A 14,744-nucleotide genomic window follows, 5' to 3' on the forward strand; every position below is an offset into this window, starting at 1 on the left:
CGCACTCAGCGCCTAACACCAAACCGAAGGACACCGCGCTACACCACTACGGGGGACTTGACCAGCACGCTCCATGGCCAAGCGTGCGAAGTAGGCACGAGGGATCATCCCCGCGTGCGCGGGGAGCACCAGAATGCGAGTCGTTTTCCATAGAATGGAGAAGGATCATCCCCGCGTGCGCGGGGAGCACCCCGGAGAGCGCTCAGCTCCAGAACTGTTAGCGGGATCATCCCCGCGTGCGCGGGGAGCACATGTCGACCAAGAATAGCAATTTCTTCAAGCAAGGATCATCCCCGCGTGCGCGGGGAGCACTCTAATTCAGTTCCTGCCCCAACACGTTTACGAGGATCATCCCCGCGTGCGCGGGGAGCACAGGATCAACCCGCACGCCTCCCAGAGCGAGTTCGGATCATCCCCGCGTGCGCGGGGAGCACATCCGGCGGTGGCCCTGATAGACACTGGCGATCGGATCATCCCCGCGTGCGCGGGGAGCACCCGGTCGACGTTGTGGCCGAGCTGATCGAGTTCGGATCATCCCCGCGTGCGCGGGGAGCACGTCGAGCACCTGCGCCACGTGGACGGCATGTGAGGATCATCCCCGCGTGCGCGGGGAGCACGAGCTCGCGAAGTTCGTCCCCACCAGCGCCGAGGGATCATCCCCGCGTGCGCGGGGAGCACCTGCACCGCAATACAGGTCAAGTATCTTCATCAGGATCATCCCCGCGTGCGCGGGGAGCACGCTGTGGTCTGTAACCTCCGGGGGTTGACGTAGGGATCATCCCCGCGTGCGCGGGGAGCACGCGCCTCAATTGCTACCGATTGAACTTCTTCAAGGATCATCCCCGCGTGCGCGGGGAGCACTGACGAATTGTGGTACGTGATTAACAAATTGGGGGATCATCCCCGCGTGCGCGGGGAGCACCAATGCCGTATCTATTTTCTCGGCCGTGGCATAGGATCATCCCCGCGTGCGCGGGGAGCACCTTCAGGTGTTGGTGCTGGCGGTGGCCAGTTTAGGATCATCCCCGCGTGCGCGGGGAGCACACCTTCGGGTGCGTCGCGAGCTGGTCGTCGACCGGATCATCCCCGCGTGCGCGGGGAGCACTGCAACCGTGACTACCTGCGCTCGCCCGCCGGTGGATCATCCCCGCGTGCGCGGGGAGCACTGATGCGGAAATAGCCCAGCGGCGACCACAAGAGGATCATCCCCGCGTGCGCGGGGAGCACGGTTACGCGAGTTCGTGAAGAACCTCAAGACGCGGATCATCCCCGCGTGCGCGGGGAGCACTGCAATACGTAAATATCTCGCTGGTGAGAAACTGGATCATCCCCGCGTGCGCGGGGAGCACCTGGACCGACACCTGACACGGAGGTGTGATCCAGGATCATCCCCGCGTGCGCGGGGAGCACGTAGTGGGGCTGCTGCGTTACCGCGATCAGTACGGATCATCCCCGCGTGCGCGGGGAGCACACGCGGAGTCCGAGGCCGACAAGGTGGGCGGGCGGATCATCCCCGCGTGCGCGGGGAGCACGCTCGCGGGCTGGATCGTCTTGGGAGTGACGAGGGATCATCCCCGCGTGCGCGGGGAGCACCCGCGGACGCTGCCGTGAAGCTGTACACGACCGGGATCATCCCCGCGTGCGCGGGGAGCACGTCGCTCGACCTGACCTACATCGACAACACGAAGGATCATCCCCGCGTGCGCGGGGAGCACACGACCGGCACGCTCCCTAGCTTCCGGTACGCCGGATCATCCCCGCGTGCGCGGGGAGCACGCAACCCGCAACCTCTGCTACATCCGGGCAAGAGGATCATCCCCGCGTGCGCGGGGAGCACGCGCTGAATAGGAGTGCCTCAGGGTGCCGAGCCGGATCATCCCCGCGTGCGCGGGGAGCACACAGAACGACGGTGTGTTACAGGCTGTACAGTCGGATCATCCCCGCGTGCGCGGGGAGCACACCTACACCTTGTGGGGTAAGTGGAACCTGTTGGGATCATCCCCGCGTGCGCGGGGAGCACTCCACTCTCCTGTTTCAAACGATGGCAACATCGGGATCATCCCCGCGTGCGCGGGGAGCACTAGATCCACCCGATCTCGACCTCGGCTGGCGCAGGATCATCCCCGCGTGCGCGGGGAGCACGCTCGCGGGCTGGATCGTCTTGGGAGTGACGAGGGATCATCCCCGCGTGCGCGGGGAGCACAGCGACGAACGCGTGGTCGTCTAGGTTGCCGCCGGGATCATCCCCGCGTGCGCGGGGAGCACCAACTGTCCATGCAGCAAGGCATCCGCGACGTAGGATCATCCCCGCGTGCGCGGGGAGCACGCTATCGTGCGCTGTGACCTCGATGGATTCACGGGATCATCCCCGCGTGCGCGGGGAGCACGCGTCCTTGGACTTGGTCGCACCGTCTGATGACGGATCATCCCCGCGTGCGCGGGGAGCACGTCTTCCAGCTTTCCGAGCCACCAGATGGCATCGGATCATCCCCGCGTGCGCGGGGAGCACACCACGCGGCGGTCCCGGGCGCGGCCCATGCCCGGATCATCCCCGCGTGCGCGGGGAGCACCCCTCGACGACGTTCCGCACCTCCTCCGGGAGGGGATCATCCCCGCGTGCGCGGGGAGCACGGGTTCGGCATGGCCGAGGACGCGGCCGCGGATGGATCATCCCCGCGTGCGCGGGGAGCACTTTAGGGATACGTCTTCCGCTGTCACCGCCAGCGGATCATCCCCGCGTGCGCGGGGAGCACGCCGCCTCCGATGAATCGGAGAACGACACGGAGGGATCATCCCCGCGTGCGCGGGGAGCACCGATGATCGATTGGAAAACGACGGCGTCTGGGGATCATCCCCGCGTGCGCGGGGAGCACCGGCTTAGGCGCCGTAATGAGTGGGGCTCGTCAGGATCATCCCCGCGTGCGCGGGGAGCACCGCTCCGGATCCCCGCCGTAGAAGCGCTGAAGCGGATCATCCCCGCGTGCGCGGGGAGCACCCTTTTTGACCTGGTGCGTTATGCGCCGATCATGGAATTTTGAGTCAGTCTGTGTTGGGAGGGACTGACCCGTACAGCTACGGATCATGGCCCGACCTTGGCATGATGGTCAACCGTCGGTGACATACCTGAAGGCGTGAAAAGCCTGGGCTGTCGTGCCGGGGTCAGTTGGCGCCCGCCGGAGGGTGTCAGCTCGGCACCGTCGACGTTGCCAGATCGACGTTGATCTTCTTCATTTCTCAAGTAGCTGCTCCTGCAGAGTCAGATTAGCAGTGTGAATACCCGTCGTCGTTGATGCAGCCTGCGGAACATTTTCGCGTCGGCACCCACCTCACCCAGCGAATATGGCGTCCTCCACCGGGGCGTCGACAGCGGCATGCGCTCCTGCTAGCGCGATCGCGGCGGTCACTCGGCATGCCCATGCGGGCAAATCTCTGGCGCGGTTCGGGTTGCCAATACCAGTGACCAAGTGATTAGATCACTTGCCATGGACGCGCCGGAGACCAAGAACGAGCCGCTTGCTCGCTTCACGCTCAGTTCGAGCCTCGTGACCGCAGTGGTCGACATGATTCACGAACAAGGTCTCGAAGCGGGCATGAAGATCGGCCCGCAACGCGAGCTCGCGGCACGCTTCGGCGTGGCCCTGCCCACGATGCGCGAGGCGCTTCGCCACCTGGAGGGCCTGGGCATCCTGTCGTTCCAGCACGGCTCGGGGATCTACGTCGGGGAGAACTTCAACCGCAGCGTGATGCCGAATGCCGTGCGGCCCCGCGCCGATCGGGAACGCCTCGTTGAACTCACCCAGGCCCGTGTGCTCATCGAACCCCCGATCGCGGAGCAGGCTGCCGCCGTGCGCGAGCCGCGCGGGATCGAGCTGCTGGAGCAGACTCTCGACGACGCACGGCAGTGCCTGGAGAGCGGGGACGAGCGCCTGTGGAAGGTCAACATCGACCTTCACCGGGCCATCGGCGCGACGGCCGGAAACCGGATCATCGAGGAAGTTCTCGACTCGATTCTCCTGATCCACGCGGATGACCAGCGTCAGATCCTCGCCATCCACGGCGATCCGAATGCCGATCATGCCGAGCACGAGGAGATCGTCCGACTCATCAGCGCCGGAAGATCCGAGGAGGTGGGAGAGGTCGTGCGCCGACATCTGGTGGACGTCGTCGGCGCCATCAGCCACCAGGAGACGTAGCTCATCCCGCCATTCGCCCCACTCGACCACGACGAGGTGACGACATGAGGCACGCAGCACCCATCGCAGGTTCGATTTCCATAAGTGCAGTCCTGCTGACTGCGGGGGTCGCCACGGCGACAACCGGCGAGACCCCACGTGAGCGTTCCACGGACACGTGCTCCCTGACCGACGCTGACATCACCGCCACCTCGAACGTGGACCATGGGCGGACCCAGCTGTTCAACGACTATGCGGATTCGGGCGTGGGCTGGACCGGCGCGGACAGCACCTATTCGGTTCCGTTGAAGGACGGTTCGCTGGCGTGGATCTTCTCCGACACGTTTCTCGGTCCGGTGAACGATGACGGCACTCGCCCGGAGAGCACGCCGTTCTTGAACAACTCGGTTGTCCTGCAGGACGGATCGGACCTGACGACCATCACGGGAGGAACCGACGACGACCCGGCGAGTCTCGTCGGGCCGGGCCCGGACAGTGACTGGCGCTGGTTCGGCGCCGGGCTGCGCACGGGACCGGGCGATCTGCAGATCGGGTTGTTGGAGTTCCAGAGTTTCGGCGACGGCCCGTGGGATTGGGCGTGGTCGGGGAACGCCTTGGCCACGATCGACACGGAAACCTGGGACGTTACCTCGATCGACGCGCTGCCGTCGGAGTCCGGTGTCCAGTGGGCGTCGTGGTACCAGCGTGCCGGAGAGCACGTGTACGTCTACGGCGTCGAAGACGTGGAAGACGGCAAGTACATGCACGTGGCGAAGGTGCTCGGCGGCGATCTGACGGACCTGGAGCGCTGGCGCTACTGGGACGGCGAGAGCTGGCAACGCGAGGAAAGCTCGTCCGCACGGGTCATCAACGATGTCGCGAACGAGTACAGCGTGACGCCGTTCCGCGACGGCTACCTGTTGGTGACGCAGGACACGTCGGTTCCGTTCAACAGCGAGATTCGCGCGTACGTGAGTTGTTCGCCGACCGGTCCCTTCGTGAATCCGACAACGCTGTACGACATGCCCGAGACGGGGGCGTCGGGCAGCTACGGGAACGAGAACGTCTACGGCTACAACGCCCACGAGCATCCCGAGCTGCGCGATGGTGACACGGTGCTGGTCACCTACAACGTGAACTCCCTGGATCCGGCCGATCTGTACGACGACGTCACGATCTACCGGCCGCGATTCGTCGAGATTGCTCTCGACGTCCAGAAGCACTGATTCCGGCCGATCACAGTGAGGTGCCAACCATGAAGAGAAATTCCGTGATGGGGATCGGCGCGACCGCGTCGTTGGCCCTGATTCTGGCTGCGTGCTCCGGCAGCGATGGTGGTGACAGCGGTGGTGGCGATAACGAGGACGTCACTCTCGGTTTCTTCACCGACAAAGCAGCGTGGGAGTCCAGCTTCGACGCCATGAACGAGGTTTCGGGCGAGCACGGCATGACGCTGGATTTCACCGGCTACTCGGATCAGACCGCCTTCGATTCGTTCGTGAAGCAGTCGTTCCGTACCGATTCGGTTCCGGACCTGTTCACCTGGCACACCGGCGGCGAGCTCGCCGACCTGGTTGACGAGGGCCTGGTGGCGGAGACCACGGACCTGTGGGCCGAGGCGGAGGAGAACGGCCTGGTGCCCGACGGGCTCATCGACAATTACACGTACGACGGCAAGCAGTACTGCGTGCCGCTGAACGTGGCCTACTGGCCCGTGTATTACAACATCGAGCTGTTTGAGCAGTATGACCTCGACGTTCCGGAAACGTGGGACGAGCTCATGCAGGTGGCCGACGTCCTGGTGGAGAACGGGGAGGTCCCCTTCCACCAGATGAACATGATTTTCGAGTTCGTCTGGTTCCAGGCGATGCTCGCCGGCAATTCCCCCGAGGTCTACGAGGGATTGCAGACCGGCGACGCCAGCTACACCGACCCCGAAGTCGTCGAGGTCATGGAGCAGTGGAAACAGATGATCGACGACGGCTACTTCATCGACCCGGGTGTCACCACCGACCCCCAGGCGCTGCTGGCGAACGGTGACGTGGCCATGGCCTACTTCGGCACGTTCTTCACCGGCCAGCTCACCGACGTCGGAGCCGAAGCTGGTGAGGACTACGGCGTGTTCACCATGCCGAACATGAATCCCGAGGTCGAGAACCGCCAGATGATCCTGGAAACCTCCCCGTTGTGCGTTGGGGCCGGCTCCGAGAACGAGGAAGCGGCCCTGGAGTACAGCGCCTGGTGGATGACCAACGAAGCGCAGAACACGTGGTCCGCTGACCGTGGCGACGTCTCGTTCAACCCCAACGTCGACGTCGCGGATCCGACTCTCTCGGCGCTGGTGGACGAGGTCAACAGCGAGGAGTCCGGCTTCACCATCCAGCAGCGATACCTGGAGGCCACACCGGTGCCCATCTACTCCGTGGCCAGCGAGATCTTCGGGGAGTTCGTCACGAACGCGCCGGATCCGATGCCTGGTCTGGAGCGGCTGCAAGCCGAGGCCGAGGACTACTGGGCCGGTCAGGAGTAGACGACCGGCGGGTGCGAGAGATCGCCGACGACTCGCACCCGCCGGTTCATTCCCGGCTCACACACGGAAAGGACAGCCAGCGCCATGACCGCGCCTGCCGTGCAGAACAATCCTCGCGACACCTACCGGTGGTCGTCTCGCGCCTTCGTCCTCCCAGGCCTGCTCATCGTCGCGGTGATGCTCTATCTGCCGTTCGTCTGGACGTCGTACCTCAGCTTCACCGAGTACGACGGACTGGGTGACCCCGAACTGGTGGGCCTAGACAAGTACCAGGCGATGTTCACCGACGCCGGCTTCCTCGTGTCGCTGCGCAACACCTTGTTGTGGGTGCTGGGAACGCTGGTGTTCCCGGTCGGGATCGGTTTGCTTGTCGCCGTCCTCGCGGATGGGATCAAGGGCTCGTTCTGGTACCGGCTGCCGTTCCTGTTGCCCTACGCCATCTCGGGGGTGGCGGTCGGTGTCATCTGGACCTTCATCCTGCAGACGGGTGGCGCGCTGGACGAGGCCCTGACGTTCCTCAACGTCCCCGGTGATCGTCCCCGATGGCTGCTGGACGCTCCGCTGAACACGTTCGTGATGATCATCGCATCGACCTGGCAGGCTGCGGGCGTCAACGCGCTGCTGTTCGGTATCGGTTTGCAGTCGATCCCCAAGGAGCCCATCGAAGCGGCGCGGATGGATGGGGCGTCGGGCTGGACCCTGTTCCGGACCATGACGTGGCCGATGCTGGCGCCGTTGACCACTGTCGTCGTCGGATTGTCGATCGTGGGTTCGCTCAAGCAGTTCGACATCATCTGGGCGATGACCCAAGGCGGGCCGGGCACGTCGTCCGAAACCCTGGCGCTGACGATGTACAAGGAGACGTTCGTCAACAACGACTACGGGCTCGGCGCGGCCGTGGCGGTCTTCCTGACCGTGGTCACCGTGGCGGCGTCGATCATGTACCTGCGCCGTCAGCTCTCGGACAAGAAGGAGATCTGACCGTGGCGGACCGTATTCGCAAGGCCATCCTGATCGTCCTCGGCCTGCTCTGGCTGATGCCCGTGTATCTGATCATCGCGAACGCCGCGAAGACCGACGACGAGTACGGCTCGACATCTGCCTGGAAACCGGCTGGCATTTCGGGTCTGATGGACAACATCGCCAACGCCTGGGACCGTGGCGGGCTCGGCGAGGGTGTGGCATCGACCGGGCTGTACAGCATCGTGGCGCCGGTGATCGCCGTGTTGATCGGTGCGGGCGTCGGCTTCGCCATCGTCGCGCTCAAGTTGCGGCGCGGATTCCTCTGGTTCGTGCTCATCTTCTCCGCGACCGTCTTTCCCCTGCAGATGATCCTCATGCCGCTGTTCATCGGCTACGTGGAGTTCGGCCTGTACGACTCCCGCGTCGGCATGATCCTCGTCTACACGGTCATCTCCGTGCCGTTCGCCGCGTTCGTCATGCGTAACTTCTTCACCGGCGTGGCGCACCAGGTCTTCGAGGCGGCCGTCGTGGACGGGGCCTCCACGTGGCGGATCTTCTGGCGGATCTACCTGCCGATGTCCACCAGCGCGCTGGTCGCGATCTTCATCTTGCAGGCCACCCTCATCTGGAACGACCTGCTGCTGGGACTGACCCTCACGCAGTCGTCGGAGACCCGGCCGGTCATGACCGCCCTGGCGGCGTTGCAGAGCACGTACGGCGGATCGACCATGCCGACGGTGCTGGCCGGTGGGCTGCTGGTCTCGTTGCCCACGGTGGTCCTGTTCCTGCTCGCGCAACGTGCATTCACCCGTGGCCTGTCACTGGGCCAGTTCTGATGGAAGGAGCCTTCGTGTCCGACGATCCATGGACGGGCCGGGTCGCCCTGGTCACCGGGGCGGGCGCTGGCATCGGCAGTGGCGTGGCCGAGCTTCTCGTCGCCCGCGGCGCCACCGTCGTCGGGGTCGACCGCGACGCCGACGCCCTGCGCCGCGTCGCTGACGGGATTGCGGCCGCTCCCGGGACCTTTCAGCCGGCACCTGCGGAAGTGACCGACGCCGAGCGGCTCGCGGAGGTGGCGGCGGAGATCGGCACCGATCTTGGTGGTCTCGACGCCCTGGTGTGCGCCGCCGGGGTGCAGCGTTACGGCACGGTCGACGTGACCGATCCGGCCACGTACGACGAGGTGATGGACGTCAACGTCGGCGGGGCGTTCAACGCGTGCCGCATCGGAGTGCCGTTGCTGCGCGCCCGCGGCGGGGGTGCCGTCGTGCTCGTCTCGTCGGCCCAGGCCTACGCGACGCAGACGGACGTGGCGGCCTACACCGCCAGCAAGTCCGCACTTCTCGGCCTCATGCGGGCCCTGGCGGTGGATCACGCTCCGGAGGGTATCCGGGTTAACGCCGTGTGCCCGGGCTCCATCGACACCCCGATGCTGCGCTGGGCAGCGGACCTGTTCAGCGGGGATCGTCCCGCCGACGACGTCCTCGCGGACTGGGGCCGCTCGCACCCCATAGGCCGGGTGGGCACCACCCGCGAGGTGGCCGACGCCGTGGAGTTCCTGCTCAGCGAGCGAGCCGCATTCATCACCGGAGCCGATCTGAAGGTCGACGGCGGTCTGACCGCCGGTCTGGCCGCCGCACTACCGAAAGCAGACGCATGACGATTCCAGGAAGTGGCCTCACCATCGCCGACGTACGCGCCACCTCGGTCACCGTTCCGCTGCAAGCTCCCCTGCGGCACAGCAACGGCACGCACTGGGGCAGATTCGTGCGCACCATCGTCGAGATCGAGACCACCGATGGGCTCATCGGGTTGGGCGAGATGGGTGGCGGCGGCGCCAGCGCCGAAAACGCCATCATCGCTCTCAAGCCCTACCTCGTGGGCCACGACCCGGCGCGCACCGAGGCGCTGCGCTTCATGCTCGCCAATCCCACCGCAAGCCTGTACAACAACCGCACCCAGTTGCTGGCTGCCGTCGAGTTCGCCTGCCTCGACATCCTGGGCCAGCATGCGGGCCTGCCCGTGCACGCGCTGCTGGGCGGTGCCGTGCGAGAGAAGGTCGAGTTCGCCAGTTACCTGTTCTACCGCTATCCGTCGGCCGACGGGTCCGGGGAGGTGCGCACCCACGAGCAGCTCGCCGAGCATGCGCGTGCGCTCAAGGCCGAGCACGGCTTTCGCGTGCACAAGCTCAAGGGCGGGGTCTTCCACCCCGATTACGAGCGGGAGAGCTTCCGGGCGCTGGCCGGCGAGCTCGACGGCGATCGATTCCGCTACGACCCCAACGGGGTTCTCAGTGTGGAGGACGCGATCCGGTTCGCGAACGGTGTCGCGGACCTGGACAACGACTACATCGAGGACCCGTGCTACGGGCTCAACGGCATGCGACGGGTGCGGGAGAACACCCGCGTCCCCACGGCGACCAACACCGTCGTCGTGAACTTCGAGCAGCTCGCGGCCAACGTCTTGCAGCCCGCCGTTGATGTGATCTTGCTGGACACCACCTTCTGGGGCGGCATCCGCCCGTGCGTGAAGGCGGCCGGCGTGTGCGAGACGTTCCAGCTCGGGGTGGCCGTGCACTCGTCGGGCGAGCTGGGCATCCAGCTCGCCACCATGCTGCACCTGGGCGCCGTCGTACCGAATCTCTCGTTCGCCGCGGACGCGCACTACCACCACCTGCGCGACGACGTCATCGCCGGCGGGAAGATGCCCTACGACGACGGCGCGATCGCGGTGCCCGACGCGCCTGGCCTGGGGGTACGTCTCGACCGGGAGAAGGTGGCGGAATACGCCGAGCTGTATCGCGAACTCGGCCCGTACCCGTATGACCGCGACCCGGGCCGGCCGGGCTGGTACCCGCTGCTGCCCAATCACGACTACGCCGACCCGGCAATCGGTGGCCGCCCGGCAGCGCTGGAGACCGAACCCTACTGAGCACCGGCAATCCCCACGTCACGTCGAATACCGGTCACCCGCGGGAGCATCCGAGCCGGGATCCTCGGGCCGGCCGTCAGGAAGGAAACGATGAGCATCCCCACCATTCCCACCGTCGAGGACTTCACCAGCGATGTGATCGTCGACCGCTACGACGACATGATCAATCCGCCGGGGCTGACGAACCATCTCGCCACCGCGCAGGCCGATCACGACGTCGTCGCCGTGCGTTCCCTCAACGTCCCGCCGGTGTCCCAGGGCGACTGCGTGACCGGCCAGCTGTATCTGGGCGGGCGGCTGGCCCGCTCCTACGGTGAGGCGGTGGAGGTGCAGTGGCGCCCGGACCAGGTGCTGCGGCGCACGCGCATCGACGACTGGCAGGTGCACACCACGACGGTGTGCCCGCCGGGTGAAGCCGGAATCATCGTGCGCATCGACGTCACCAACGACGGCGCGCAGGACCGCGAGCTGCGGCTCGGGCTGTGGATCGACTCGACGGTCACCCGCTCCGGCGAACCGTGGCTGGCCGGGCCGCCACCGCAGGCGGCCAACTCGGTCACGGTCGACGGCGCGCGGCGCGTGGGCCGGCCGGACGACGGGTCCGCCGTTAGCGTGCAGGGCCTGGTGGACGGTTCCGGCCGCGACGTGACGGACGCGAACGGCACGGCCCGCATGATCGAGGCCCGGGTCGACGTCCCCGCCGGTCAGCGTCGAACGTTCGCGTACCTGCATGTCATCGGTGGCGGCGAGGCCGAGGTCACGGCGGCCTACGAGCGCATCGCGGCCGACGTGCCCGGCGCCGTCGCGGCCGCTCGCACCACGTGGGACGCGAACCTGGCGGCCATGTTCACCCCGGGCAACACCGAGTTCGGGGGCAACCTCCCGGTGCTGGTCACCGGGAACGACGCCCTGCGGCGGCTCTACTGGTGGGGCGCCATGGGGGTGCTGTGGTTCCGGCGGGACAACCCCGCGTCGGTGCTGGGCCGCACGTACGACACGCTCATGCCGCGCTACTGGCAGACGACGACGTTCATCTGGGACTACTCGCTGAGCTCGTACGTGCATGCCCTGCTCGACCCCGACGTCATGCGCCGCCAGATCGCGCACTGGGTGGGGCTGGACATCGACCATCATTACGGGACCGAGTGGCTGACGGGTGGACCCGTGGGCCGCTGGTACTCGGTCAACCACTACGCGATGACCCGGCTGGTCAACGACTACCTGCGGCTTCACGGGGACGACGGCTTCCTCGACGAGAAGCTGACCTCGTCGAGCGGGCAGACGCGCAGCCTGGCCGACCACGTGCGCTACTGGGCGACGGCCTGGCAGGGTCTGCGGTCGGCGTCCGGGCTCGCGGACTACGGCAAGATCGACAACCTGCTGGAATGCGTCAGCACTTACGTTCACGAGGTCGCGAGCCTCAACGCCGCGAACGTGTGGAACATGCGCGCCGCGGCGGAGATCAGCGAGTTCCGGGGGCAGCGGGCCGCGGCGGACGAGCTGCGGACCCAGGCCGACGAGCTCCTGAACCTGGTCAACGAGCTCTACGTGCCCGGGAAGGGATACTTCCACACCCGCCAGCCCGACGGCTCGCTGGTCGAGTGCCGGCATTGCTACGACTTCGCCACCGTCGGGACCACCGTCGGCGCTGACCTGCCCGCGCGGCAGCGAGACGAGATGGTGCGCTTCTTCGTCGAGGAGCTGCGCACGCCCGCGTGGATGCGGGCGCTGTCCCCCTGGGACGAGGATGCCGGCTACTCCGTGCGGGCGGATCACCAGTGGAACGGTGCCTATCCCGCCTGGCCGCCGGAGGCGGCGCGCGCTGCCATCACGCTCGGCCATCCCGAGGTCGTCCTGGAGTGGCTTCCGGGCCTGGCCGGGACGGCCAACCAGGGCCCTCCCGGGCAGGCACACTTCGTCGAGGAAGCGATCGAGCCGATCAACGGCGGGGCGCGCAAGACCCCGCCGCAGCTGCCGTACATCATCGACTGGTCGTGTTCCTCGGCCGGCTCCTGGTGCGAGCTGGTGCTGGCCGGGATCTTCGGACTGGAGGTGGATCTCGATGGCGGCGTGCGTGCCGGTGGATGCATCGCCGACCTCGACCCGAACGCGCGGCTGGAGGGCCTGGTGGTGCAGGGCCGCCGCTACGACGTCATCGGTGGCGACGTGGTGCCGTCGGAATGGTGAGTGGAGTTTCGGCCGGTGGTGTGTGGCGCTGAGGTCGTAATAGCGGCCCTTTCTCCGCGCAGAAGGTGCAGAACTCCACATCGATCATCCAACGGGCCGTGAGCCCTCGCAGCTAGGCGGGGCGGCCCTGGGTGATCTTGTCCCAGAGGGAGCCGGCGTTGAGGGTCTGGACGTGGTCCATCATGTATTCCTGGCCGATGTCGACGGGGTAGCGCTCGGCGAAGTTCACCCGGGCCACGGTTTCCTCGCGCGACCAGCCGCGCGCGACGGCGTCGGAGACAGCTCGAACCCAGTCCAGGAGGTTGGCCCGCTGCCGGGCGAGGTAGGCGAGTGTCACGACGTCGCCGTGGCCGGGTATCACCCAGTCCACGTCGAGCGTGGCGATGCGGTCGAGGGCGGCGAGCCACTGTGTGACGTTGGAGCCCATCAGCCAGGTCTGGCATTCGGAGAAGATCGTGTCTCCGGTGAACACGACGCGCTCTTCGGGGACGTGCACGGCGATCTGGCCGGGCGTGTGCCCGGGGGTGTGCAGTAACTCGAACGTGTGGCTGCCGGCGCGCAGGGTCAGATCGCCGGTGAAGATGATGTCGCCGTCGTTGGGGTCGGCGAAGTACGTTTCCCGGTCGGGGAAGAGTTCCGCACCGTCGGGATCGTCGGTGGGGACCGCCTCGTAGGCGTAGGCGAACGAATCGAGGTTCGGCGTGACTTCCATGAAATTGTCGTGGACACCCTGGTGGTGCACGACGGAGCCGGCACCCTTGAAGTAGTAGTTGCCGAAGATGTGGTCCACGTGGTGTTCGGTGTTCACCACGTATCGAATCGGCCCGTGCGATTCCGCCTCCTGACGCATGGACACGGCCTTCGTCGGCAGCTGCGGCGTGTCGATGACGACGACGCCCTCGCTGGTGACCACCATGCTGGGGTTGCAGCCGCGAAGGGTGGTGTCGGTCCAGACGTCGCCGGTCACGTTCTTCATGTCGCCTCCTCGTCACCCGCTGGGTCGTACTGGTGGATCGTCATGGAGCCGTCCCGACGCACCACGAGCTCCGCTCCGGTGACGTAGGCCGGTTCGCCGGGGTCGTGCCCGCTGCTGCGACGCAGGATCGAGCGGATCACGGGGGAGTGGGTCACGCCGACGACGAGGCTGCCGCGCAGCGGCCCGGGATCGGCGGTGCTGCGTGCGAACGCCGCGACCCGGTCGGCGACGGCATCGGCGTTCTCGCCGGGTGGATCGGGAAGCGACAGCCACCAGCCGATCCGGTCAGGTGCGGGGATGAACTCGGCGAAGAACGGATGGGCGCCCGCGTCGTGCTCGTCCAGGCCCGGCACCTGCGCGGCGAGTGCCGCCGCAGAGCTGACCATGTCCACCCGCACGCCGCAGACGTACACGTCGGGGTTGCGCAGCGCGAAGGCGTTCGCCGGTCCGGACACCCGGCCCGGATCGCCGACGCCCTCCACGATCTGCTCGGCGGTCTCCCGGGTGCGCCGGGTGCCGCCGTATAGCACCGTGATCGGGCCGGTCCGTCCGGCACCGATGGACTTGCCCGCGTGACGGGCGGCGTTCAGCCCGCGCTGCGTCACGGGGACGTCACCCTTGTGCGAGGTGACCTCCCCGTGCCGGAGCAGGATGACGCGGGCGGAGGAGGTGTCAGACATCGATCGTCTCGTACGTCGCGACCTCGCGGTGTTCCAGATAGTTGATGATGTAGCCGAACACGTGCTCCTGGAAGTGCGGGCTCGCCTTGTGTTCCTCGTATCCCGCTTGGTCCACGTACTGCTCGTAGAGGAAGAACGTCCGGGGATCGTCGGGGGAGACGTGGGCCTGGTAGTAGAGGTTCTTCTCTTCGGCCCGCGACAGCGGCGTCATCGTGCGGATGACGTCCTCCACCCGCTTCTCCTCGCCGGGCTTGGCCTTCCAGATGGCGGCGACCACGAATGGCATGTCTTTCGCCCCTTCATTT

General features: G+C 66.7%; 11 protein-coding genes and 1 CRISPR repeat array. Of the genes, 8 read left to right on the forward strand and 3 right to left on the reverse strand.

What is annotated here, in order from left to right; genetic code table 11:
• The first annotated feature begins 101 nt into the window (after positions 1-101).
• Positions 102-2,995: a CRISPR direct-repeat array (repeat unit 28 nt; unit sequence GGATCATCCCCGCGTGCGCGGGGAGCAC).
• Between the two features lie 487 nt (positions 2,996-3,482).
• The 8 genes from DPM12_RS21480 to DPM12_RS21515 all read left to right on the forward strand — a co-directional run bounded on the left by DPM12_RS21480 (position 3,483) and on the right by DPM12_RS21515 (position 12,783).
• Positions 3,483-4,193, forward strand: a complete 711-nt coding sequence (locus DPM12_RS21480) for a FadR/GntR family transcriptional regulator (RefSeq protein ID WP_112260401.1) — start codon at positions 3,483-3,485, stop codon at positions 4,191-4,193.
• Between the two features lie 44 nt (positions 4,194-4,237).
• Positions 4,238-5,398, forward strand: a complete 1,161-nt coding sequence (locus DPM12_RS21485) for a DUF4185 domain-containing protein (RefSeq protein ID WP_112260402.1) — start codon at positions 4,238-4,240, stop codon at positions 5,396-5,398.
• Between the two features lie 29 nt (positions 5,399-5,427).
• On the forward strand, positions 5,428-6,702 hold the full coding sequence (locus tag DPM12_RS21490) for an ABC transporter substrate-binding protein (protein ID WP_112260403.1): 1,275 nt from the start codon (positions 5,428-5,430) through the stop codon (positions 6,700-6,702).
• 84 nt (positions 6,703-6,786) lie between these two features.
• Positions 6,787-7,683 carry a carbohydrate ABC transporter permease gene (locus DPM12_RS21495; RefSeq protein WP_112260404.1) on the forward strand — a complete coding sequence of 299 codons (897 nt, stop codon included), beginning with the start codon at positions 6,787-6,789 and terminating at the stop codon, positions 7,681-7,683.
• 56 nt (positions 7,684-7,739) lie between these two features.
• Positions 7,740-8,501 (forward strand): carbohydrate ABC transporter permease, encoded by a 762-nt coding sequence (locus DPM12_RS21500; protein ID WP_112260426.1) that lies wholly within the window; start codon positions 7,740-7,742, stop codon positions 8,499-8,501.
• Between the two features lie 14 nt (positions 8,502-8,515).
• Complete coding sequence (locus DPM12_RS21505) at positions 8,516-9,325, forward strand: SDR family NAD(P)-dependent oxidoreductase (protein ID WP_211659216.1); 810 nt, start codon at positions 8,516-8,518, stop codon at positions 9,323-9,325.
• A complete protein-coding gene (locus DPM12_RS21510) occupies positions 9,322-10,596 on the forward strand; it encodes an enolase C-terminal domain-like protein (protein ID WP_112260406.1) in 1,275 nt (424 codons plus the stop codon). The genes DPM12_RS21505 and DPM12_RS21510 overlap by 4 nt, the downstream gene beginning before the upstream one ends.
• Positions 10,597-10,686: 90 nt before the next feature.
• Positions 10,687-12,783 carry a glucosidase family protein gene (locus tag DPM12_RS21515; protein WP_112260407.1) on the forward strand — a complete coding sequence of 699 codons (2,097 nt, stop codon included), beginning with the start codon at positions 10,687-10,689 and terminating at the stop codon, positions 12,781-12,783.
• A 112-nt stretch (positions 12,784-12,895) separates the two neighbouring features.
• On the opposite strand, the gene DPM12_RS21520 is transcribed toward DPM12_RS21515, so the two are convergent.
• The 3 genes from DPM12_RS21520 to DPM12_RS21530 are packed head-to-tail and all read right to left on the reverse strand — an operon-like array spanning position 12,896 to position 14,725.
• Positions 12,896-13,759 (reverse strand): MBL fold metallo-hydrolase, encoded by an 864-nt coding sequence (locus DPM12_RS21520; protein ID WP_112260408.1) that lies wholly within the window; start codon positions 13,757-13,759, stop codon positions 12,896-12,898.
• Complete coding sequence (locus DPM12_RS21525) at positions 13,756-14,439, reverse strand: phosphoglycerate mutase family protein (RefSeq protein WP_112260409.1); 684 nt, start codon at positions 14,437-14,439, stop codon at positions 13,756-13,758. Before DPM12_RS21525 ends, DPM12_RS21520 begins: the two co-directional genes overlap by 4 nt.
• A complete protein-coding gene (locus DPM12_RS21530; RefSeq protein ID WP_112260410.1) occupies positions 14,432-14,725 on the reverse strand; it encodes a putative quinol monooxygenase in 294 nt (97 codons plus the stop codon). The genes DPM12_RS21525 and DPM12_RS21530 overlap by 8 nt, the downstream gene beginning before the upstream one ends.
• Positions 14,726-14,744 lie beyond the last annotated feature (19 nt).

Origin of the sequence: Phytoactinopolyspora halophila (assembly GCF_003287285.1) — a bacterium.
GTDB classification, from domain to species: Bacteria; Actinomycetota; Actinomycetes; order Jiangellales; family Jiangellaceae; genus Phytoactinopolyspora_A; species Phytoactinopolyspora_A halophila.

Coding starts and splice junctions, on each gene's coding strand:
- DPM12_RS21495 (WP_112260404.1), top strand. CDS start 6,787: ATGACCGCGCCTGCCGTGCAGAACAATCCTCGCGACACCTACCGGTGG.
- DPM12_RS21530 (WP_112260410.1), bottom strand. CDS start 14,725: ATGCCATTCGTGGTCGCCGCCATCTGGAAGGCCAAGCCCGGCGAGGAG.
- DPM12_RS21510 (WP_112260406.1), top strand. CDS start 9,322: ATGACGATTCCAGGAAGTGGCCTCACCATCGCCGACGTACGCGCCACC.
- DPM12_RS21515 (WP_112260407.1), top strand. CDS start 10,687: ATGAGCATCCCCACCATTCCCACCGTCGAGGACTTCACCAGCGATGTG.
- DPM12_RS21500 (WP_112260426.1), top strand. CDS start 7,740: ATGCCCGTGTATCTGATCATCGCGAACGCCGCGAAGACCGACGACGAG.
- DPM12_RS21490 (WP_112260403.1), top strand. CDS start 5,428: ATGAAGAGAAATTCCGTGATGGGGATCGGCGCGACCGCGTCGTTGGCC.
- DPM12_RS21525 (WP_112260409.1), bottom strand. CDS start 14,439: ATGTCTGACACCTCCTCCGCCCGCGTCATCCTGCTCCGGCACGGGGAG.
- DPM12_RS21520 (WP_112260408.1), bottom strand. CDS start 13,759: ATGAAGAACGTGACCGGCGACGTCTGGACCGACACCACCCTTCGCGGC.
- DPM12_RS21485 (WP_112260402.1), top strand. CDS start 4,238: ATGAGGCACGCAGCACCCATCGCAGGTTCGATTTCCATAAGTGCAGTC.
- DPM12_RS21480 (WP_112260401.1), top strand. CDS start 3,483: ATGGACGCGCCGGAGACCAAGAACGAGCCGCTTGCTCGCTTCACGCTC.